Below are 22,328 nucleotides of genomic sequence, written 5' to 3'. Positions count from 1 at the left end.
GAGTCTTTTCTCTCTTTAAGCGGTAATTATTTAAATGCCGAGTTAATAAAAAACATAAATAATTATACCGGGAGAAAAATATGTCTGTAAGAGCACTAATCAAAGCAATAAGCGAAAAAAATAATCCTACCGTAATCGGACTTGATCCAAAACTTGAATATATTCCGGAAGAAATACTCGATAGTTCCGTAAAAAAATACGGTCCGGGGTTCCGTGCCGCTGGAGAAGCGATATTCGAGTTTAATAAGGGGCTGATCGATGCGGTATGCGATATAATTCCATGTGTAAAACCGCAATCGGCTTTTTATGAGATGTATGGAATTCACGGTTTGGAAGCGCTTAGGAATACGGCTGCATATGCGAAAAAATGCGGTATGTATGTAATACTGGACGCAAAACGCGGAGATATCGGCTCTACCGCCGAGGCATATTCTAATGCATATCTCGGCAAAACAGACATATTCGGTAAAAAAATGTCTCCGTTTTATGCGGATGCGCTTACGGTGAACCCATATCTCGGAAGCGACGGGATAAAACCGTTTTTAAATGACTGCAATGAAAACGGCAAGATGATATTCGCTCTTGTGAAAACGAGCAATCCTTCTTCCGGAGAGTTGCAGGACATTGAGACTGAGTATAACGGAGAAAAGATGCCGCTGTATATGCGCTGCGCGATGCTTGTCAAGGAATGGGCAAATCAAACGCGAAAGAGCGGAGGATACCGGGCTGTAGGAGCCGTCGCGGGCGCGACATATCCGGAACAGCTGAAAGAAATCAGGGATGTTCTTCCCGGTGTATTTCTTCTTGTCCCCGGATACGGCGCGCAGGGAGCAAAGGGAGAGGACATCGCCGGAGCGTTTGATAAAAACGGTCTGGGAGCTGTCGTGAATTCATCGCGCGGACTTATATGCGCATATAAAAAGCTCGGAGGAGATTATAAAACCGCCGCCAGAGACGCGGCTTTGGATATGAAAAACGATATAAATAAATTCAGGGGGTGTCAAAAATAAAAGCTTATCTGATATTTTCCGAAAATGAAATATTTCCGTGTGAAAGCTGCGGCGCACAGGGAACCGCTTTCGGTGAAATCTCATGCAATAGCAGTGTTTTCGGTTATCGGAATGTTATAACCGACGCGGCAAGCGAAGGATACATAACTATGCTGACAAACCCCATGACAGGAAATGTCGGGATAAAAGCTGAGGATATGGATATACCGATCCGATCCGCCGCTTTGATTACCCATGATATATGTTCCGCGCCGAGTAATTACAGATGTGGTTATACATTATCAGAATATCTTTGCAGACATTGCGTTCCTGCTGTCGCCGGGATAGATACCCGGGCTCTTGCGCGCCGTATCGCGCGTTTTGGGCGGATACGCGCAGCCGTTACAACCGAGGATATCACAAAAAAAGATAAGCTTACGGAAATCATATCTCTTTTCAATAATGCTAAACCTGTTGTTTTATCAGAGACGGAATCAAGCGTTTCGTCCGGAAATGGCAACAGGCATATTGTGATATATAATTTAGGCGGAGCGGCAAGAGAAGCGGAAGCGATGACGACAAGGAACATGCGTGTCACCGTCGTACCCCGTACATACAGCGCCCAAATGATCTGCGCATTGAATCCATACGGAATCATTATTTCTGACGGCAGCGAAGCGGCCGGTATATCTGATAGCTTAAAAAACAACATTAAAGAAATAATTGAATTAAAAATAAACACCATTGCCGTAGGTTTCGGACATATTATATGTGCCGCGGCATTGGGAGCCGAAACGGAAGAGTTGAATTCCGGCCATCGCGGTCAGAATTATTCCGTGCTGTGTCCCGTAAAATCACGTATATATGTAACGGATCAAAATCACGGATATACGGTAAAGAACAATTCGATCCCCCGCCTTGTCGGCGAGATAACACAGATAAATCTTAGCGATCTCACTCCGGAGGCAATCCGGTATCGCGGATATCCGCTTGAAACGGTTCAATACCGACCGGATAATACGTCAAATGAACATACAACCGGATGGATATACGACGAATTTACCGCGAAGTGTAAAGGAGACATATAATATGCCCAGAAATAAAAATATAAAAAAAATTCTTGTCATTGGCCCTGGACCGAGCGTCATCGGACAGGCGGCGGAATTTGATTATGCTGTAACTCAGGCCTGCAGGGTGCTGCGTGAAGAAGGATGCCGTATTGTATTGATAAATTCCGATCCTGCCGCAATTATGACCGACAGCAGCATCGCAGACTGTGTTTATATAGAGCCGCTTACGGTCGAAGTAATTAAAAAAATAATAGAAAAAGAAGAACCGGATAGTATTCTCGGTACACTCGGGGGCAAAACTGCACTTAAGCTTACCGCCATGCTTGAGGAGAGCGGATTTTTATCAGAAAAGGGAATCAGTCTTCTCGGAACAAGCAAAGATATTATTCTTCTTGCAGAGGACAGGCGAAAATTCAAAGACGTAATGAAAAGCATTGATCAGCCGTGTGTTCATTCGGCTGTTGTCAGTACAAAAGAGGATGCTTTCCGGTTTGCGTCCGATATAGGTTATCCGGTTATTCTACGTTCAGTGTCCGCTTTCGAGGGGACTTTCGGCGAAACGGCCCATGAAGAAGATGAACTTAGTGAAATAATTGAAAATGCATTTTCGGTCAACGGTGTTAAAGAATTTCTTATTGAAAAGTATATCTCCGGATGGAAAGAAATCGAATTTGAAGTCATGCGTGACGCGGCCGGAAATGCAATAACCGTATGCAGCATGGAAAATGTCGATCCTGTCGGCGTCCATACAGGCGACTCAATCGTAACAGTTCCCGCACAGACGCTAGGAACTGAAGAATACTCCATGCTCAATACGGCTTCGCTGAATATCATCTCATCGCTCGGCATAAAGGGCAGCTGCAATATTCAATTTGCACTTAGAACGGACAGCCTCGAATACGCTGTCATTGAGGTAAATCCCGGCGCTTCACGTTCGTCTGCACTGGCCAGCAAGGCATGCGGTTATCCAATTATACGTGTTGATACTAAAATTGCGATCGGATATAATCTTGACGAAATAATAAACCCGTCAACCGGAAAGGCATTTGCGTGCTTTGAACCGGTTTTCGATCGCTGCGCTGTGAAATTTCCGAAATGGCCGTTCGAAAAGTTTACATCCGCCGACAGGACGCTCGGGACCAAGATGACATCGACCGGAGAGGTTATGGCGCTGGATGTTTCTTTCGAGGGTGCTCTTTTAAAAGCCATAAGAGGAGCGCAGCCTGAAGTTTTATATCCCTTTCTGCCTCGTATTTCGCTTCTTTCGGACGAAGAGCTCATAAACAGGCTTTCGTGCTGCGATGATGAAAGGATCTTCGTCATTTTTGAGGCCTTACGACGCGGGATAACGGCAGATGAGATCAATAAGACCACAATGATAGATAAGTTTTTCATAAATAAAATGAAAAACATCATCTTAATAGAAGAAGAACTTAAGAACGGAAAACTCGATGCGGAGTTGTATAAGAAAGCACGCAAAACGGGATTTTTAAACTCTGTGATCTGTTCCTTTGCCGGCGATATACCGGAAGAATTCTTATCTGAACCTGTATATAAGACAGTGAATGCGTGCTCATCCGGATTTGATACGCATGACGCATATTATTATTCGGTCGCTTATGGTGAGAATGAAGCTTCCTTTGACACAAATAATGGCAAAAAGAAAATTTTGGTATTGGGATCGGGTCCTGTCAGCATCGGTCAGGGAATCGAGTTTGATTATTGCTCCGTTCATTGCGTATGGACATTAAAAAAGGCCGGATATGAAACGATAATGGTCAATGACGATCCCGAAACTGTCTCGACGGATTATGACACCGCCGACAAACTGTATTTTGAACCGCTGTGTCGCGAAGATATAATCAATATAATTAATCATGAAAAACCCGACGGAGTTGTGACGCAGTTTGGCGGCAGAACGGCGGACAAGCTTGCCGCGCAATTGAAAAACGCGGGAGTAAAGTTTATCGGTACGTCGCCGGAAATGATCGGAATAGCCGAAAACAGAGAAAAATTAAATGAACTCCTAGATTCGCTTTCAATACCTCATCCGCCGGTACAATCCGTATTTACTCTGGATGAAGCATTGGCTGCGGCAGACAATCTCGGATATCCGGTTTTGGTACGGACGAGTTGTGCTGACGGAGTTCAAAATAAAATAATCGCATATAACGACGATGACATCCGCGAATATATAAAGCTTAATAAACAGCTGTATCCGTTATTGATATATAAATACCTTTCTGGAAAAGAAGCGGAGGTCGACGCGATAAGCGACGGGGAAAACATACTTATTCCCGGAATAATGGAGCATATAGAACGCGCCGGAATACATTCCGGAGATTCCATTTCGGTATATCCGTCAAGAACACTTTCCTCAAGGATAAAGCGCGAAATTACTGATTATACCGAAAAGCTTGCGACAGCACTCAAAGCCGTCGGACTTTTAAACATCCAATTCGTGGTTTATAATAATGAAGTTTATGTTATAAAAGTGAATCTCCGCGCTTCTCGGACAGTACCATATATCGGAAAGGTCACGGGAATTCCGATGGTGGAGCTCGCGGTGAAATGTGCGCTCGGGCAAAAGCTTACTGCTTTGGGATACGGTACGGGGCTTTATCCGGAAGGCAATTATATAGCTGTCAAGGTGCCGGTTTTTTCATTTGATAAGCTTCGCAATGTAGATACGCTTCTCGGTCCCGATATGAAATCGACCGGAGAAGCACTCGGAATTGCTATTACCTTTGAAGAAGCGCTGCACAAAGGGCTTGTGGCCGCGGGATTGAAAATCAAACATTCCGGTGGGGTTCTTATAACCGTGAGAGATCAGGATAAACAGGAAATTATCCCGATAGCGGAAAAATTTGCTGATTTGGGATTTTCTTTATACGCGACCGCGAGAACGGCAAGGACGCTCAATGCCCATATGGTTGCGGCAAATTCTGTCAGAAGAATAGGAGAGCCGGAACCCAATATAATGACATTGATTGACAAAGGGAAAATTAATTATATAATCAGCACATCTAATAAAGGGCGCCTGCCTCAGGAAGACGATGCGAGGATAAGAATGAAAGCCGTTGAGAGATCGATACCGTGTCTGACGGCCATCGACACCGCTTCCGCTTTGGTAAAAAGCTGCCTTAAGACAAAGAAAAATGTTGAAGAATACGATATAGTCGATATAACTAAAATTATTTGATCAAAGAGGATTGAAAATATGGCAAAAAATATACCCTGGAACAGCCGCATTACGTGGTATGTTTATGATGACAAACAGATTATGGAGTATACCGAAAGCGATTTTGAAAAGGATGCAAAAACTTTGTCGGACCTCGGTACAAACATAATATTGTTAGGGAACAAAGTACATTTCAGATTTGATTATTATCCGTATTGGAATATTATTAATGATACTCTCGGAAAGCTGATACGCGCGTTTCATAAATACGGGATCAAGGTTGTCGAGCATCATTCCTGCAGCCTCTGCCATTGTATGACCGCTCCGGAAAAGCTTCCTCGCAACTGGGAACGTGGAAACCCGGATGACAAGCGCGTCAAGGACTTCTGGAAAAAGGCGTTTGATTTCGTTACTCACGATTCCAAGATTGACGGAGTAAATGTTCAGAGTATGATGCAGATAGACGGGAGTACGGGAGAACTCGGAATTTCGCCGTATAAAACACATACCTTCTGCTATAACAATGAGGATTATCGCCGTATATATTTTAAATATCTTGAAAGCGTTTACGCTGTGAATCCGGACGGTATTATGACCGATGATATCCAATACTATAACAACGGAAACGCATGCACATGCCCCACATGCAGAAGACTATTCAAAGAACAAACCGGATATTCTATGCCTGAATCCGCGGATGAATGGAAAAATAACTTTTTTGGCGATTATTCCAATCCTGTTTATGTCGCTTTTGATAAATTCAGGCGCGACAGCGCGGAACGTATGCAAAGGGACGTTCAAGCTCATTTCCGCTCTCTCGGCCTAAATCTTCTCCGTCCGAACTACATATCATCGGAAGTGCTTCAGAACATGACCGCATATCCTTTCGACAATGTCTGCGATCTGTGGGATGTCATGTTTCAGGAGAACTGTTATTCATATATTACCAAGTATTCCTGGCCGGAGTTCGACTGCGAAGCAACGCACAGATATGCTTTCGCAAGCAAAAACGGCATACCGTCTATGTCAATGTTTTATGATATGAAGCCGTATAATTCATATTTTTCGTGGTCACTCGCGCAAAGCTGGGGCCAATTATATAACGGCTCGTTTGACATGGTTCCGGAAATGCTTGAATATGAAGGGCTTCTCCGCGGTATCGAAAAAAAATATCCGCAGTATTTCTACGATCAGAAAAAGAAAAGTGATTATTCGGTATTCTTCTCAAAAAAGAATCGCGATCTTATCGCGGACCCGATAAGCTCATCGACATTATCTATATATACCTGGCTGCAATCTGGAATATTTACGCAGAAGTCCGGCGATTTTGTACTGGAAAATTCGGAAACGAAAGAACTGGCCGCAAAAAGGGTCATTGTTCTGTCGCATGTATTCATGCTTTCCGAAGAAGAAATCAAGTCTTTTGCTGATTACGCATATAACGGCGGGACGCTTGTTCTCGTAGATCTGTGCGGAAAAAAGACGACCGAAGGAATTGACAGATCACCGGAGGAGATTCAAAAGCTCTTCGGCTATAAAACAAAAATAATTCCTATAAACGAAACGGCCGCATCCGCGCAAATGAACGGTAAAATGCTTGGTGAAATGACATATTGTCTCACATATGAGAATTCCGATCCGATTGCAATTACGGATTTCGGCACGGTCATAGCATCAGAAAAAACTGGTAAAGGACGAATTGTATTCGTAGGAGCAAAGACAAATGAAATAATGCCGCATATGAGCGCGGGGGCTGAAAGAAGCAGCCATATAGGCACGTCTTCCGCTCAGAAATACACCGTGAATATTATGCGTTCCACCATAGGAAGCATATTGGATTATTTGATACCTTCGCCGATAATGGAAATCGACGATGAAAAATACAAGCTTTCCTGTTTTGACTCGGCAGATCGAAAAACCATACTGACACATATAATCAACGTCGGAAATACTCTATCAAAGGTTGACGGAGCGCCGATAACGCATCTGGATGTCATACCCGATTTTGTAATCGGAGGCGAATCCGCTATAAAGAATAAAAAGCTTTGCCTGTCGGTGAAAACTGATAAAACTATAAAAAATGCATATCTTATTTCACCTGAAATTGCACGCGGTGAAAAACAGTCGGTTCTGTTTTCTTTGTCCGGAAATAAAGTCACGGTTACGATTCCTGAGGGTATATTCTCAGGCTATGCGCTGATAGCTCTTGAATGACCTGCGTATTATTTATACTCGAATATATTGATTTGAACTGATGTATAAAATTTTTATAGTCGAAGATGATCCCACAATTTCCTCGGTTATATCAAAAATGCTAAGCTCCTGGGGAAACGAAACAGTATGCGCGAAAGATTTTACGCACGTATTTGAAGAGTTTTGCGAATGTGTGCCGTCGCTTATCCTTATGGATATATACCTTCCGTTCTATAACGGCTTTTACTGGTGCTCCAGAATTCGTTCAGTATCGAAAATCCCAATTATATTCATATCGTCTGCGTCTGACAATATGAACATCGTGACTGCCATAAACATGGGCGGAGACGATTTCATATCTAAGCCCTTTGATCTGGATGTCCTTGCCGCAAAGGTGAATGCTGTTTTACGCCGCGCGTATTCATTTTCCGTAGGTACTCATTTGATTGAAGCCGGCGGCGCTGTTCTTGATACCGGTTCGGCTTCTCTTTTAATCGGAAAGGATAGAGTTGAACTGACAAAAAATGAATTCAGAATTCTTTCGGTATTGATGGAGAATAAGGGACGCACTGTATCAAGATCGGATCTGATAGCAAAATTATGGGAGACGGACAGCTTTATAGATGACAATACTCTGACCGTAAATATAAACCGTTTACGAAAAAAACTGTCGGAGCATCTTCCGAATGAGCCGGAGTTGATAAAAACAAGAAAGGGATCGGGATATATAATAGAAAACGATAAATGAAAAAAGAAACGCACATTATTATTCGGTATCTAAGGTATCATATAAAGAGCATTATTCTCTTTACCGTGTTTGCCGGAGTATTTGCTGCCGTGTTTTCGCTCTACACACTTCCGACCGAGGCTGTATTATATGCCTCGGCGCTTTGTCTTACACTTATGTTTTCTATTGCTGCTGTCGGATACTTCAGATTTCGGAAAAAACATAATGATCTTTCCGAAATAGCGTGCCGAGCATGCTTTTCGATTGATAATATGCCAGAGCCGTCCAATTTGATTGAAGCCGATTACGCAACAATATGCGAAGAGCTTTTTAAAGCAAAATCACGAGCTGAATCGGACGCCGAGACAAAGCTGACCGATATGCGTGAATACTATACTTTATGGGCTCATCAAATTAAAACACCGCTTGCCGCGATGAGACTTTTGACGCAGGCAAGGGAAGAAACCCGCTCGATTGATGAAAGTGAAGGTGAAGATGAAGATGAAAGCGAAAGAAATAAAAAAAGTGAAAACGTTAACATTATAAATAACGATGTTTGCGATACCGGAGATGCTTCTTATAATGACGAAATGAAAGAGCAGCTATTCAGAACCGAGCAATATGCCGAAATGGTGCTCCAGTACCTTCGAAGCGAGAGTATTTCCGGAGATCTTGTTTTGAACGAGTATGATATTGACGAGCTTATATGCCGCGCGTTGAGAAAATACGCTCGTTCCGTCATTCGCGCAAAAATATCTCTTTCATATGATGGAACGAGTCTTCACGCTGTCACCGATGAAAAATGGCTGACCTTCGTTATTGAGCAACTTATTTCAAACGCGATAAAATATACTCCGGGGGGGAAAATATGCATATATACTTCAAAGCGGTCTATATTCATTTCAGATACAGGAATCGGAATAGCCGCTTCTGATCTGCCGCGTATATTCGAGTGCGGATATACCGGCTTTAATGGACGCGCCGAAAACAAATCCACCGGAATCGGTTTGTTTTTATGCAAAAAAGTTCTTAAAAAGCTGTCTCACGGTATATATGTTTCTTCCGAAGTCGGTAAAGGGACTTGCTTCGAAATAAGGTTTTCAGAGTCTCAGGTTACAAAAATGTAAGTTTATAATGGAATTTGTAAGCTAATGAAATGGCACGCGTCATATGAAGCGTGCTATAATTTTTGCGTAATAACAAGAAGGAGATATATATGTCAATACTTGAAGTATCAAATGTACGTAAAATTTATTCATCCCGTTTTGGCGCGGCAAAAACCGTCGCTTTATGCGGTACAAGCTTTTCTGTGGAAAACGGAGAATTTGTTGCGATAATGGGCGAATCAGGAAGTGGTAAAACGACATTGCTGAATCTCATTGCTTCATTGGACAGACCGACGTCAGGTGATATTATCCTCGACGGCAAAAAGCTGTCTGAGATCAGCGATAAAGAACTGTCCGTGTTTCGCCGAGAAAACCTTGGATTCGTTTTTCAGGATTTTAATTTGCTCGATACATTTTCAATAAGGGACAACATTTTTTTACCTCTGGTGCTCGCCCGCAAGTCATATGAGGAGATGTCGGCACGACTTGAGCCGTTAGCAAAGCGTCTTGAAATACAGCAGTTTCTTGATAAATTTCCATATGAAGTATCAGGAGGGCAGAAACAACGTTGTGCTATTGGGCGCGCTCTTATAACAAATCCTAAAATGCTTCTTGCTGACGAACCAACCGGCGCTCTCGACTCCAGAACCAGTGATGAGCTGTTAAAGCTTTTTGAAGAAATAAACATTTCCGGTCAGACAATACTTATGGTCACTCACAGCGTTAAAGCCGCAAGCAGAGCCGGCAGAGTATTATTTCTGCGCGACGGAGAGGTTTTTCATCAGCTTTATAGAGCGGGACGGAAGCCCGAAGAAATGATTCAGAAAATATATGATACAATTTCTGTGCTTGGCGGCGGGGAGGCGAGGAAATAATGGGAGAAAAAGCAAAAACCAAACGCGGTATGTTTTATTCTGCGCTTGCTTCATCCAATATCAGACGCAATATCCGATTTTACCTGCCTTATATACTCTGCGGCGCAGGCATTGTTGCGATGTTCTATATAATGTGTTTCATTACGGACAATTCCGCGTTGAAAAATATGCATGGCTCAGAGCAAGTAATAATGCTTATGAGGCTTGGCATGGTGATAATCGGCATTTTCTCGACAATTATTTTGTTTTATATAAACAGCTTTTTAATAAAGAGAAGAAAAAATGAAATAGGTCTGTTAAACGTGCTCGGCATGGAAAAAAAGCAGATTGCGCTTATGATGACGATTGAGGGAGTTATTTCTTCATTTATAAGCATTTCGGCCGGGTTATTTATCGGAATACTGTTTTCAAAGCTATGCGTTGTTCTGCTAATTAATCTGATAGGCTATGATATATATTTCGGATTTTCCATATCGCTGTACGGCGTAAAGCTTACATGCATTCTGTTTATCGTTATATATACGTTAAGCTTGCTTGACAACCTCAGAAGAATCGGATTGTCCAACCCCATGGAGCTTTTAAGAGGTACAAAAACAGGTGAAAAAGAACCGAAGACTAAAATAATTCTAACTCTTATCGGTTTGTTGTCTTTGGGAACAGGGTATTATATAGCTATTGTTACAGAAAAGCCTCTCGAAGCATTGCTTTTGTTTTTTGTGGCTGTTTTGCTTGTGATAATCGGAACCTATTGCTTGTTTATTGCGGGAAGTATCGCGGTATTGAAGCTTTTACGGTCTAATAAGAAGTTTTATTATAAGTCAGGAAACTTTATGTCGGTGTCAGGTATGATCTACCGCATGAAGCAAAATGCAGTAGGACTTGCGGGAATATGTATTTTATCTACTATGGTGCTTGTTACCGTATCTACGACCGTGTGTTTATATAGCGGAATGGAAGATTCAATAAGAAGTATTTATCCGCGCAATATAATGATAAAGGTATCTTCGCTGCCGGATGAATTTGATGTTTCGTCTATAAAAGGCGCTGTTGAAAAGCTTGCCTCCGAAGAAAATATCAGTATTTCGAATGCTGAATATTATAAATATTTACCCGCGAGAATTTTTCTGGACGAAGGGAACAAGTTCTTTTTTAAAAACAGACAGAATAAAACCGAAGAAGCAATTGATGCTAAATTCATATCTGATACAGAATATAACAGAATCTCATCCGGCAATACTGTTTTGTCTCCGGGCGAGGCTATATGCTATTCGGCTGATTTTACGTTAAAATATGACAAAATATGGCTTGGAAACAATGAATTCATACTTAAAGAGTGTTCTGATAAATTTTCACTCGCAGAGTCTTACAATGCGGTTGACAGAAACAGGTGCATAATTGTGCTTTCGGCTTCGGATATGGAAAAAATTATAGGACAAAATAGTGAAATCAATGATGAAACAGATCAAGCGGAAAATGAATTGAATTATAGTTACTGTTATAACTTTGATTCCGGTTCTTCCGGTGAAACACAAAGCAAATATTGCTCTGATTTAAGCGCTTATATTAATAATGGTGTTATACCGGAAAATACGTATGATTATATATCATGTGCTGATGACAATAAAGCGGATTTTATGTCGGTATACGGCGCATTGTTCTTCATGGGTATGTTTTTGGGGCTTCTTTTTGCGGCTGCCACCGCAATGATTATGTATTACAAACAGATATCGGAAGGCTATGACGATAAGGACAGATTTGAAATTATGCAGAAAGTCGGAATGAGCCGAGAGGAAGTGCGGTCAACAATACAATCTCAGGTGCTTACCGTGTTCTTCCTGCCATTATTAACTGCTGCCGTGCATATCATATTTGCGTTTAAAATGATAACCCGTCTGCTTATGGTTCTAAATTTGACAAATGTAAACCTGTTTCTTATTTGCACTGTTGTTACTTTCGCCATATTTGCTTTGCTTTATGTTTTTGTATATGCTATGACAGCAAAGACATATTATAAAATCGTTGCTTTGAAGGCTCCGCAGACAAGACAGAGTGTGTAATATAAAAGTTTTTTGGTATGTGACAATGACAACGTAATATTTTGCCATTTTAATTATTATTGACAAAAAGACGAAATGGTTATATAATATAAAATTGCAACCGTGACGCGCGGTCGCGCGCGGAGGACGAAAGCAATCCGCGTGAGGAAAGTCCGGGCTTCAAAAGGCAGGATAACGGGTAACACCCGCCGAAGGTGACTTCCGGGAAAGTGCAACAGAGATATACCGCCCGCTTTCGCGGGTAAGGATGGAAAGGCGAGGTAAGAGCTCACCGGCATACCGGAGACGGATATGCCCTGTAAACCCTATCCGAAGCAACACCGTATATGGAGCAGCGTCATATCGGGAAACCGATATGGCGCACGTTCGCCTGACGGCTCCGAAGGTGGCATGAAATGCGTGGCAACACGCATTCAAGACAGATGATCGCGGCTCGCGTATTCACGCGGGAACAGAACCCGGCTTACGCGCACGGTTGCATTAATTTTTAGTATACTTCCCGGATAGGCATTATTTGTATTGAAATCCGCAAAATTATGTGTTATAATCACATTATAAGGGACAGTGTACGAAAAACCGGGAGGATCAAAATGACAGATAATGGCGGCGGGAAGACGATCACGTTTTCTCTTCAAAGAGACAAAGACAAGATTACAAAAGAAATAATAAGCGCTGTATATGCCGCGCTGGTTGAAAAAGGATATGATCCGATCAACCAGATCGTAGGGTACATCCTCTCCGAAGATCCCACATACATTACGAATCATAAAAACGCAAGAAGTCTCATCAGTAAAATTGACCGTGATGAACTTTTGCGTCAGTTGCTTATCAATTATCTTAAATAATCGTCCTCGCCTTAAATACTAAACAGGAGGAAAACAAATGGCGGAAAGAATAACAGAATTCATGACATATAAAGGTCACCCGCTTTTACGCAGTGATATGGTTTTATGTTACGGAAATCCTAAAGAACGCGCAGTGTTGACGCTTAATATACTAACAACCGAAAATTACAAAGGATATGAAATTCCCGAGCTGATTCTCGTTGGCATGATTGACACAAAAACCGGTTCTCTCATAAAACAAACTCAGCAAAGCGGTCTCTTTAAGGCGCTTGATATCGGCGCGAGCTGGCTTGACAGAGAGCTTAAAAAGCAGGATTAAACGTAATTAAAGCAAATAAAGCAGAAAAATATATTTTAAATATGATATAAATAACGAAAAAAATGATTTCGCCGCGGCGCGAATTGCCGGCGCAAGTGATTGCGGCTGCATTTTGCTTGCCGCGGGGTTTTTTTAGCGGAGCGACAGGTGTATGATAATTAATGTTTCGGACATTCTCGAATTAAAAAAGGCGCATCCGTGCGGCAGCAAATGCTTTTCAGTAATGCGTATCGGAAGCGATATAAAAATAAAATGCGCCGAATGCGGCCGTGAAATAACGCTTGAAAGAATAAAGCTTGAGAAGCAAATCAGAAAAATCAACGGACATAATATAAAATGATTAACAATGATACGCGTCTGACCGCGAAACTTGATATAATTGAAAAAAAATTCACAACAATTGAAGACCGGCTTTCAAACGTGGAAATCGCTTCAAATACAGCGGAATATAAAAAGCTAATGAAAGAACGGAATACGCTTTTTCCGATAGTAGAATCATACAGAAAGCTCAGTGCCGCGCAGATCGACTTGAAAAATGCCCGTGCTCTGCTTGATGAAAAACCTGATGAAGATATGAGAATTCTTTGTGAGGAAGAAATATCATCATCTGAAGAAAAAATAAATAATACAATAAATGAAATAAAGCTTCTTTTACTGCCAAAGGATCCCGACGATGATAAAAACGTAATAATTGAAATACGCGGAGGCGCGGGAGGTAATGAGGCGGCTCTGTTTTCATATGTGCTGTATCGTATGTACAGTATGTATGCCGAAAGCGTCGGATGGCGTTTGGAGCTGGTCAACGCGAATGAAACTGAGCTGGGCGGTTTTAAGGAAGTTTCGTTTTTGATAACAGGTGACGGAGCATATTCACGCCTAAAATACGAAAGCGGTGTCCACCGTGTGCAGAGAGTTCCGGAAACTGAAGCTCAGGGAAGAATTCACACATCTACCGTGACCGTCGCGGTGCTTCCCGAAGCCGAAAATGTCGAGATAGAAATTAATCCTGCCGATCTTGAAATAGAAGCGCACCGGGCCACAGGCGCAGGTGGTCAGCATATAAACAAAACTGATTCCGCGATAAGAATAATTCACAAGCCGACGGGGATAGTTGTCGAATGCCAGGACGAACGCAGCCAGTATAAAAACAAAGAAAAGGCGATGAAGGTTCTGCGATCAAAGCTATATGAGGCCGAACGTCGTAAGCGCGATGAATCCATAGCATCACAGCGGAAAAATCAAATTGGCACCGGCGACCGCAGCGAAAGAATCAGAACATATAACTATCCGCAGAGACGCGTCACCGATCACCGCATTGGCTTGACGCTTTATGATCTTGAAAATATATTAAACGGAAAGCTTGACATATTGATTGACGCCTTGATCAGTTATGAACATGCGAATATGCTTGCTGCCGAAAATACGCAGGAATGACATATAAAAACAAATTATGATAGTGTCAGGCTTTCTTGCGGTTTGAGCATAGTAGCGAAATTGAAAGGCATAATCATATATGAATACCGTTATCGCAAAGATATCGTCACCCGATTATTATTCAAAATCTCTGCCTGAGGCGGCGGAAATAATAAAAAACGGCGGGCTGGTCGCATTTCCGACAGAAACAGTATACGGACTTGGCGCAAATGCTTTGGATACCGACGCCGTCGCGAAAATATTCGAAGCAAAAGGACGTCCTCAGGATAATCCGCTTATTGTACACATCGCTTTCCCCGACGAAATAAAAAAGTATGCGTATACATCCTCATATACAGGCTGTGAAGAAAGATTAAATTCCCTTGTCAAGCGTTTTATGCCGGGGCCGCTCACAGTAATTCTGCCAAAGAAGGATATTGTGCCGGATATAGTGACAGCCGGGATGAGAAGTGTTGCAATAAGATGCCCGTCAAATAAAACGGCGAATGAGCTGATTATTGCTTCCGGTGTATCGATAGCAGCTCCGTCTGCAAACTTGTCCGGAAAGCCGAGCCCAACGCGCGCGGAACATGTATTTACCGACATGAACGGAAAAATACCGATGATTATTGACGGCGGAGATACGGATATCGGTCTGGAATCCACCGTAATAAGTTTATTAGCCGGAAAAACAAAACTGCTGAGACCCGGCGGAGTGACCTTTGAGGAATTGAAGGAGCTATGCCCGGATATTGAAGCGGACCCCGCAGTTAGGGGAAAGCTTCCGGACGGTCAGAGACCGCTCGCACCGGGTATGAAATACCGTCATTATGCGCCCAAAGCACAAATTATTGCTGTCAAAGGCAGAGAAGAGAAAATACTGTCATATTTTAAAGAAAAGCTATTGAACGGAGCCGGAATATTGTGTTATGATGAGGACAAACTTATTTTACCGTCTTCTGAAAACGCAATATCGTTCGGTGCGAAGAATGATAAAAACGCGCAGGCCGCACAGCTTTTTGAGCGCTTAAGAGAATTTGATTTGAAGCCTGTCAGTGTTATATACACGAGATATCCTGATGACACCGGTCTTGGACTTGCGGTGTTTAACAGGCTTTTAAAAGCATGCGGGTTTGATACCGTAAACGCTGACCTGTTATAAATGCAAAAGGATTCCTGACGAAAGGCAAAGGGCATATTTTATGGTTGTAATTGGGCTGTGCGGATCTTCAGGCTCGGGAAAATCAACAGTTGCCGGTGTTTGGAAAGCTATGGGCGCTGTTGTCGCCGATTGTGACATGATATATGCGGAACTGACCTCAGGAAATCCCGATGGAAATCCTTCTGAATGCACAGCGGCTGTTTCAAGAGCTTTTGGCGGAGGAATGATATCATCTGACGGCTCTCTTGACAGAGCTGCTGTGAGAAGACTAATATTCGCCGATGATGAAAAGAGAAAAAAACTTAATGAAATCACTCATGCCGCGGTATTGAATGAAGTCGTCAACACTATAAACAAAGCACGTGACGAGGGGAATGACACGTTCGTTGTCGATGCTCCGTTATTATTTGAAAGCGGCTTCGATAAAAAATGCGATGTTACCGTATGTGTCGTTTCGCCGCTGCCATTGAAAATCAAGAGAATAATTCTAAGGGATTGCCTGACCGAAGATCAGGCTGAAATGCGGCTCAGCAAGCAGTTAAGTGATAGTGAGCTTGAAAAGCTTTGCGATATTACAATAATCAACGATTCCGGGATTGATGTGCTAAAAAAAAGAGCGGCAGGCATATATAAAGGTATAACAGATAATGAGCTCAAAAAATAAGCTTTCTTCACGTCGGAAAAACAAAAACAACCATACCGGTATTAGAACAATTTTAGCTATCCTGGCTGTTGCGGTTACGGGAGCGGCCGCGGTTATCGTATATATTGTGATTTCATACAAGCCGGAGGAAATAATGCTTCCGCTTATGTATGAGGAAAATATAAATAAATACAGCGAGGAATATTCGATTCCTGCTTACACTATATATTCAGTAATTAAATGCGAAAGCTCCTTTAATCCGGATGCCGTATCAAGGGCTGGAGCAATAGGGCTAATGCAGATAATGCCGTCAACATTTGAATGGCTCTGCGAATTTACAGGCGAGGACTGCGACCCCCAAAAGCTGTACGATCCTGATACGAACATTAAATACGGCACGATGTTTTTATCTCGTCTGTACGCGCAATTCGGCAGCTGGGATATTGTACATGCCGCTTATAATGCGGGGCAGGGCAGAGTATTAAGCTGGCTTTCCGACGACCGTTATTCAAAAGATGGAAAGCTGACCGATATACCCATAAAAGAAACAAAAGCTTATTTATCGCGTATAAATCAATATAAGGAATTATATAAATCTACATACGCTTCGAAAGGATGGAACGATTATGATGACAACAGATGAAAAAAGCACAGGCGAAAAAAAGCAGGGCGAAATTTTAAAAGAAGCGCTTTGCTATAATATCAAAAACGGTGCAGAGACACTAAATGACAATGAAATCGAAAAAGTGTTAGACTTTGCCGAGGGGTACAAGCTTTTTCTTGACGGAGCGAAAACCGAAAGAGAAGCAGTAAGAGCAGCCGCCAATCGCGCCATAGAATGCGGATTCAAGAGATTTGAATACGGCGCCGAATATGCCGCCGGAGAAAAAGTTTTTTATATCAACAGAAACAAGGCCATAATTCTCGCCGTGATCGGCAAAAAGAAAGTAGACTGCGGAATCCGTATTCTCGCAGCGCATATTGATTCTCCGAGACTTGATTTGAAACCCAATCCAATGTTTGAAGAGGGCGGTTTTGCTTTTTTCAAAACACATTATTACGGTGGTATAAAAAAATATCAATGGCCTACGATCCCTCTGGCATTGCATGGAACAGTAATAAACGAAAAGGGCTGTGCAATCGACGTAAAAGTCGGCGAGGACGAATCCGATCCGGTGTTTTATATTTCCGATTTGCTTCCGCATCTTGGCGCGGATCAGAGCGCGAAGCCGCTCGGAACCGCGATCCCGGGAGAATCTCTCAATGCGATTATAGGCACTTATCCGATACAAGACAAAACCGCAAGCGACAGAATCAAGCTCGCGGTATTAAAGCTTCTAAATGAAAAATATGGAATTAAGGAAGAGGATTTTCTGTCCTCAGAGCTGACGCTCGTTCCCGCGGATAAAGCAAAGGATGTTGGCTTTGACCGCAGTCTTATCGGCTCTTACGGGCATGACGACAGAGTTTGTGCTTATCCTGCTCTTGAAGCAATCCTCGGAGTGAGCGATCCCGAATATACCTGCATGGCTGTTTTGACCGATAAAGAAGAAATCGGCAGCGTCGGAAACACAGGGCTTAATACGAACTATATGGCGGATTTCATGTCAGAGCTCTGCAATTCACAAAAAGCCAATCCGCGTAAAATGTTCTCAAACAGCACATGCCTTTCCGCCGACGTAAACGCGTGCTATGATCCCAAATTTGCGGATTGCTTTGAAAAGCAAAACAGCGCAATGATAAACTGCGGTGTTGTCGTAACAAAGTATACAGGCTCCCGCGGGAAGAGCGGAACCTCTGACGCGTCTGCTGAATTTATGGGCAAGATCAGGAATATATTGAATAGTGCCGGCGTTATATGGCAGACAGCTGAACTCGGCAAAGTCGATCAAGGCGGCGGCGGGACCGTTGCGCAGTATGTTGCAAAGTTCAATATTGATGTTGTCGATGTCGGCGTTCCGGTGCTTTCAATGCACGCCCCGTATGAAGTAATTTCAAAAATAGATATATATTCAGCATTCCGGGCATTTGATGCATTTCTCAAGGCATGACAAAAGAAAATAAACCTGTAAATAAAAAGCCCGAGTTGCTTTCTCCGGCGGGGAATTTTGAAAAGCTCACGTTTGCGCTTTCTTACGGAGCAGACGCGGTTTACCTTGCCGGGGAAGAATTCGGTATGCGCTCCGCGGCCGGAAATTTTACAAATGACGAGCTGATTGAAGCGTCAAAATATGTAAGATCATCAGGAAAGCGTTTTTATATAACCGTTAATACACTGCCCAGAGATGATGAATTTCACAAGCTTAAGGAGTTTCTGAATTTTCTTAGAGAAATAAAGCCCGACGCGGTTATTGTGGCTGATTTGGGTGTGTTCGCTCTTTGCCGGAGGCTTCTGCCGGAAACGGATATACACATTTCAACCCAGGGAGCGGTTGTCAACAGCGAATCCTGTCGGATATGGCATGAAATGGGAGCAAAGCGAATTGTACTCGCACGTGAGCTGACGCTTGATGAAATAAAGCGTATACGTGATAATGTTCCTGAAACTCTTGAGCTTGAAGTTTTTATCCACGGAGCTATGTGTGTGTCAATATCGGGAAGGTGCTTGCTGTCCGAATATTACGTAGACAGAGATGCCAATCGTGGAAAATGCGCTCAGCCGTGCAGATGGATTTACAATTTTGCTGAGGAAAAGCGGCCTGATGACATACTCACTGGTGAAGTCCATCGCGAAGGGACATATCTTTTCGGATCAAAGGATATGAATCTTATAAGACATATTGATGAGTTATGCGATTCAGGTATTGATTGCTTCAAAATCGAAGGAAGGATGAAGAGTGCGTATTATGCTGCTGTCACGGCAAATGCCTACCATATAGCTATAGACGCACATAATTCATCACAGCCTGCGGATATTGATGCGCTCGCGCTGGAATTGGATGGAGTTTCACACAGAGAGTATTGTACTGGTTATTTTTTTGATCATCCTTATTTGAATTCACAGCTTGCGGATAAGCCCGGTTATATTAGAGAAAGCAGCTTTCTGGCTACAATAGACAGATTTGATCCTGAAACTCACACCGCTTTTTGCACGCAAAAGAATAAAATGTATTCTGGTTTTCCCGCGGAGCTTTTAACTCCCGGGAAAACCGGGGTAAGATTCATTGCCGGTGAAATGAGAGATTCTGAAGGATGTATAATAGATGCCTCTCCTCATCCTCAGATGAAATACAGCGTACGTTTTCCCGATGATTTCCCGTTCACGCCAAAAACGGGAGATATAATAAGAGCGGCACAGTGCTGAAGCTATATAAAAGTATTGTTTAGAAAGGTATAGCCATTAATATGAAAAAGGGTATTGCAATAGCCGGAAACCTGATAGTTGATCATGTTAAAATGATTGACAGTTATCCTGCAATGGGAATGCTGACAAATATAAGGGAAGTATCCGATTCAATAGGAGGCTGCGCGGGCAACACGATTTGCGATCTGGCAATAATTGATCGTTCTGTGCCGTTAAAGTGCATAGGCAGAATCGGGGCAGACGCAGACGGAAATTATATACTCAAGATGCTTGAAAGCTGCGGAATTGATACTTCACTTATAAAAAAGACATCTGCTACGACTACATCATTTACTGATGTTATGACATCTCTTTCGCAGAACGAACGCACGTTTTTCCACGCGCGTGGTGCTAATGCGGAATTTTGCATTGATGATATACCCTTTGATCAGATAAACGCCGATATATTCCATCTTGGATACGCTCTGCTTCTCGATAAATTTGATATTTCAGATCCGGACAGCGAATTCGGTACGGTTTTTGCGCGTGCTTTGGCATATGCACAAAAAGCTGGAATGAAGACAAGCATGGATGTAGTCAGCGAAAACAGCGACAGATTTGACATTCTTGTTCCCCCTTGTCTTAAATATTGCGACTACCTTATAATCAATGAAATTGAGGCTGCTCAAACAACAGGCATATCAATTAGAGGAGCCGACAGAAAAATAATCGATTCAGAGGTAAAACGTGTAATAGAAAAGATGTTCTCGCTGGGTGTTTCCGATACGGTTTGTGTTCACGCGCCTGAAGGCGGTTGGTATTCGAAAAAAGGCGGAACAGTTTTTTATCGCGATTCACTTTATTTACCTAAAGGATATATAAAGGGAAAAGTCGGTGCCGGAGACGCGTTTTGCGCGGGAATGCTTTATTCGTTATACAGAGAATTTAATCCGGACTACTCGTTGAGAGTTGCAAATGCCGCCGCAGGCGCAAATCTTTCTCAAAAAAATTCAATAGACGGTATGCGTGATTTTACTGAAATGATGAAGCTTGACGCGCTTTATGCGGATGTAAAGCCGGATGAATATTGCTGAGCAGCTTTATATTATCTTATAATATTATTTTGCCGTGGCAGCCCGCAATATTCTGTCGCGGCGAAAGTTTTATGTATGTTTACAAAAATGATAAAACTAATTAGAGGAATTCGAAAATGCATTCCATAAGAGAATTATATAAAATTGGCTCCGGACCGTCCAGCTCGCATACAATGGGACCGGAAAAGGCGGCAAAGCAGTTTATTTTACAGAATCCGGATGCTGACAGCTTTAAAGCTATCCTTTACGGATCTTTGGCGAAAACCGGAAAAGGGCATGGTACAGACAGGGTATTAATAAGCACATTTGAGCCGAAAAAGTGCGAGGTTATTTTTAATAAAGACGATTCAATAGTATTGCCGCATGAAAATACTATGGATTTGATCGCATATAAGTACGGAATTGAATCCGCCCATATCCGTGTAATGAGCATCGGCGGAGGCGATATAATGATAGAAGGAGAGAAAGAACCGCCGCATATTGATGTATATCCTGAAAATTCGTTCGCTGAAATTGCCGAGGTATGCAGAAATAACAACATCAGGATAAGCGAATATGTACGCCTTCGCGAAGGAGACGGTATTTTTAATTATCTTGCGGAAATATGGAATACTATGCAGCGCTGTATGCTGGATGGACTGTCATCTAAAGGGGTTTTACCAGGCGGACTCAATGTAGAAAGAAAAGCAAATTTTTTATATAATCAACGGCACATGGACGAAAGCGATTCGACATACCAGACTCGTATAGTATGCTCATACGCTTTTGCGGCAAGTGAACAGAATGCCGGAGGAGGAACGGTTGTTACGGCTCCGACCTGCGGTTCATGCGGAGTTGTTCCCGCTGTTTTAAAGTACATGAATGATGAAAGAGGCTTTCATGACGAAAAAATAATAAACGCGCTTGCCGTTGCAGGAATAATAGGAAACGTAGTTAAAGAAAACGCTTCAATAAGCGGAGCGGAGTGCGGCTGTCAAGCAGAAGTTGGATGTGCATGTTCAATGGCGGCTGCCGCCCTTGCCGAGCTTTTCAATATGGGAATAGACCAGATTGAATACGCGGCAGAGGTCGCGCTTGAGCATCATCTTGGTCTTACCTGTGATCCGATATGCGGTCTCGTCCAAATCCCGTGCATAGAACGAAATGCCGTCGCGGCAATGCGTGCCATTAACGCCGTGACACTGGCAAATTTTCTGACATTTACAAGAAAGATATCATTTGATTTTATTGTAAAAACCATGTATGAAACAGGTAAGGATATGCCGTCACGATATCGCGAAACCTCTGACGGAGGGCTTGCGAAGCTGTATAAATGAAGTCCGTACAAAAACCGGTGCGCCGAAAATGGCGCACCGGTTTTTAGTTGTATTT

At 42.7% G+C, this 22,328-nt stretch carries 19 protein-coding genes and 1 other RNA gene; all 20 read left to right on the top strand.

The window, feature by feature from the left end; all coding sequences use genetic code 11:
* Window positions 1-80: 80 nt before the first annotated feature.
* The 20 genes from pyrF to VB118_05725 all read left to right on the top strand — a co-directional run bounded on the left by pyrF (window position 81) and on the right by VB118_05725 (window position 22,273).
* On the top strand, window positions 81-1,010 hold the full coding sequence (gene pyrF, locus VB118_05820; protein MEA4832116.1) for an orotidine-5'-phosphate decarboxylase: 930 nt from the start codon (window positions 81-83) through the stop codon (window positions 1,008-1,010).
* Window positions 998-2,077 carry a carbamoyl phosphate synthase small subunit gene (locus tag VB118_05815; protein MEA4832115.1) on the top strand — a complete coding sequence of 360 codons (1,080 nt, stop codon included), beginning with the start codon at window positions 998-1,000 and terminating at the stop codon, window positions 2,075-2,077. The genes pyrF and VB118_05815 overlap by 13 nt, the downstream gene beginning before the upstream one ends.
* Window position 2,078: 1 nt before the next feature.
* On the top strand, window positions 2,079-5,261 hold the full coding sequence (carB, locus tag VB118_05810; GenBank protein ID MEA4832114.1) for a carbamoyl-phosphate synthase large subunit: 3,183 nt from the start codon (window positions 2,079-2,081) through the stop codon (window positions 5,259-5,261).
* 18 nt (window positions 5,262-5,279) lie between these two features.
* On the top strand, window positions 5,280-7,454 hold the full coding sequence (locus tag VB118_05805) for a beta-galactosidase trimerization domain-containing protein (protein ID MEA4832113.1): 2,175 nt from the start codon (window positions 5,280-5,282) through the stop codon (window positions 7,452-7,454).
* A 40-nt stretch (window positions 7,455-7,494) separates the two neighbouring features.
* A complete protein-coding gene (locus tag VB118_05800) occupies window positions 7,495-8,181 on the top strand; it encodes a response regulator transcription factor (GenBank protein MEA4832112.1) in 687 nt (228 codons plus the stop codon).
* On the top strand, window positions 8,178-9,287 hold the full coding sequence (locus tag VB118_05795; GenBank protein MEA4832111.1) for a sensor histidine kinase: 1,110 nt from the start codon (window positions 8,178-8,180) through the stop codon (window positions 9,285-9,287). The genes VB118_05800 and VB118_05795 overlap by 4 nt, the downstream gene beginning before the upstream one ends.
* 89 nt (window positions 9,288-9,376) lie before the next feature.
* Window positions 9,377-10,141, top strand: coding sequence for an ABC transporter ATP-binding protein (locus tag VB118_05790; protein ID MEA4832110.1), 765 nt, complete (start codon window positions 9,377-9,379; stop codon window positions 10,139-10,141).
* Window positions 10,141-12,198 (top strand): FtsX-like permease family protein, encoded by a 2,058-nt coding sequence (locus VB118_05785; protein MEA4832109.1) that lies wholly within the window; start codon window positions 10,141-10,143, stop codon window positions 12,196-12,198. Before VB118_05790 ends, VB118_05785 begins: the two co-directional genes overlap by 1 nt.
* 97 nt (window positions 12,199-12,295) lie before the next feature.
* An RNA gene (gene rnpB / locus VB118_05780) (RNase P RNA component class A) lies at window positions 12,296-12,680 on the top strand.
* 108 nt (window positions 12,681-12,788) lie between these two features.
* Window positions 12,789-13,043, top strand: a complete 255-nt coding sequence (locus VB118_05775) for an IreB family regulatory phosphoprotein (protein MEA4832108.1) — start codon at window positions 12,789-12,791, stop codon at window positions 13,041-13,043.
* A gap of 37 nt (window positions 13,044-13,080) precedes the next feature.
* Window positions 13,081-13,362, top strand: coding sequence for a hypothetical protein (locus VB118_05770; protein MEA4832107.1), 282 nt, complete (start codon window positions 13,081-13,083; stop codon window positions 13,360-13,362).
* Between the two features lie 151 nt (window positions 13,363-13,513).
* On the top strand, window positions 13,514-13,702 hold the full coding sequence (locus tag VB118_05765; GenBank protein MEA4832106.1) for a DUF951 domain-containing protein: 189 nt from the start codon (window positions 13,514-13,516) through the stop codon (window positions 13,700-13,702).
* A complete protein-coding gene (prfA, locus tag VB118_05760) occupies window positions 13,699-14,796 on the top strand; it encodes a peptide chain release factor 1 (GenBank protein ID MEA4832105.1) in 1,098 nt (365 codons plus the stop codon). The genes VB118_05765 and prfA overlap by 4 nt, the downstream gene beginning before the upstream one ends.
* Before the next feature lie 79 nt (window positions 14,797-14,875).
* Window positions 14,876-15,937 carry an L-threonylcarbamoyladenylate synthase gene (locus VB118_05755; protein MEA4832104.1) on the top strand — a complete coding sequence of 354 codons (1,062 nt, stop codon included), beginning with the start codon at window positions 14,876-14,878 and terminating at the stop codon, window positions 15,935-15,937.
* 40 nt (window positions 15,938-15,977) lie between these two features.
* Window positions 15,978-16,601: a dephospho-CoA kinase gene (gene coaE, locus VB118_05750; protein MEA4832103.1), complete on the top strand. Its 624-nt coding sequence runs from the start codon at window positions 15,978-15,980 to the stop codon at window positions 16,599-16,601.
* A complete protein-coding gene (locus VB118_05745) occupies window positions 16,585-17,223 on the top strand; it encodes a lytic transglycosylase domain-containing protein (GenBank protein ID MEA4832102.1) in 639 nt (212 codons plus the stop codon). The genes coaE and VB118_05745 overlap by 17 nt, the downstream gene beginning before the upstream one ends.
* Window positions 17,207-18,631, top strand: coding sequence for an aminopeptidase (locus tag VB118_05740; protein MEA4832101.1), 1,425 nt, complete (start codon window positions 17,207-17,209; stop codon window positions 18,629-18,631). The genes VB118_05745 and VB118_05740 overlap by 17 nt, the downstream gene beginning before the upstream one ends.
* Window positions 18,628-19,884, top strand: a complete 1,257-nt coding sequence (locus VB118_05735; protein ID MEA4832100.1) for a U32 family peptidase — start codon at window positions 18,628-18,630, stop codon at window positions 19,882-19,884. Before VB118_05740 ends, VB118_05735 begins: the two co-directional genes overlap by 4 nt.
* Window positions 19,885-19,925: 41 nt before the next feature.
* Window positions 19,926-20,957, top strand: a complete 1,032-nt coding sequence (locus tag VB118_05730; GenBank protein MEA4832099.1) for a carbohydrate kinase family protein — start codon at window positions 19,926-19,928, stop codon at window positions 20,955-20,957.
* A 116-nt stretch (window positions 20,958-21,073) separates the two neighbouring features.
* Entirely contained in the window at window positions 21,074-22,273 is a 1,200-nt protein-coding gene (locus tag VB118_05725) for an L-serine ammonia-lyase, iron-sulfur-dependent, subunit alpha (protein MEA4832098.1), read from the top strand.
* Window positions 22,274-22,328: the final 55 nt, after the last annotated feature.

The organism is Oscillospiraceae bacterium (assembly GCA_034925865.1).
GTDB lineage: Bacteria > Bacillota > Clostridia > Oscillospirales > SIG627 > SIG704.
The sequence above is the reverse complement of the archived record's forward strand: the minus strand, read 5'-3'. Positions and strand labels throughout refer to the sequence as shown.

Excerpts from the sequence above, each read along its gene's own strand:
- pyrF (MEA4832116.1), top strand. The coding sequence starts at position 81 with ATGTCTGTAAGAGCACTAATCAAAGCAATAAGCGAAAAAAATAATCCT.
- carB (MEA4832114.1), top strand. The coding sequence starts at position 2,079 with ATGCCCAGAAATAAAAATATAAAAAAAATTCTTGTCATTGGCCCTGGA.
- VB118_05805 (MEA4832113.1), top strand. The coding sequence starts at position 5,280 with ATGGCAAAAAATATACCCTGGAACAGCCGCATTACGTGGTATGTTTAT.
- VB118_05800 (MEA4832112.1), top strand. The coding sequence starts at position 7,495 with ATGTATAAAATTTTTATAGTCGAAGATGATCCCACAATTTCCTCGGTT.
- VB118_05795 (MEA4832111.1), top strand. The coding sequence starts at position 8,178 with ATGAAAAAAGAAACGCACATTATTATTCGGTATCTAAGGTATCATATA.
- VB118_05790 (MEA4832110.1), top strand. The coding sequence starts at position 9,377 with ATGTCAATACTTGAAGTATCAAATGTACGTAAAATTTATTCATCCCGT.
- VB118_05785 (MEA4832109.1), top strand. The coding sequence starts at position 10,141 with ATGGGAGAAAAAGCAAAAACCAAACGCGGTATGTTTTATTCTGCGCTT.
- VB118_05775 (MEA4832108.1), top strand. The coding sequence starts at position 12,789 with ATGACAGATAATGGCGGCGGGAAGACGATCACGTTTTCTCTTCAAAGA.
- VB118_05770 (MEA4832107.1), top strand. The coding sequence starts at position 13,081 with ATGGCGGAAAGAATAACAGAATTCATGACATATAAAGGTCACCCGCTT.
- VB118_05765 (MEA4832106.1), top strand. The coding sequence starts at position 13,514 with ATGATAATTAATGTTTCGGACATTCTCGAATTAAAAAAGGCGCATCCG.
- prfA (MEA4832105.1), top strand. The coding sequence starts at position 13,699 with ATGATTAACAATGATACGCGTCTGACCGCGAAACTTGATATAATTGAA.
- VB118_05755 (MEA4832104.1), top strand. The coding sequence starts at position 14,876 with ATGAATACCGTTATCGCAAAGATATCGTCACCCGATTATTATTCAAAA.
- coaE (MEA4832103.1), top strand. The coding sequence starts at position 15,978 with ATGGTTGTAATTGGGCTGTGCGGATCTTCAGGCTCGGGAAAATCAACA.
- VB118_05745 (MEA4832102.1), top strand. The coding sequence starts at position 16,585 with ATGAGCTCAAAAAATAAGCTTTCTTCACGTCGGAAAAACAAAAACAAC.
- VB118_05740 (MEA4832101.1), top strand. The coding sequence starts at position 17,207 with ATGATGACAACAGATGAAAAAAGCACAGGCGAAAAAAAGCAGGGCGAA.
- VB118_05735 (MEA4832100.1), top strand. The coding sequence starts at position 18,628 with ATGACAAAAGAAAATAAACCTGTAAATAAAAAGCCCGAGTTGCTTTCT.
- VB118_05730 (MEA4832099.1), top strand. The coding sequence starts at position 19,926 with ATGAAAAAGGGTATTGCAATAGCCGGAAACCTGATAGTTGATCATGTT.
- VB118_05725 (MEA4832098.1), top strand. The coding sequence starts at position 21,074 with ATGCATTCCATAAGAGAATTATATAAAATTGGCTCCGGACCGTCCAGC.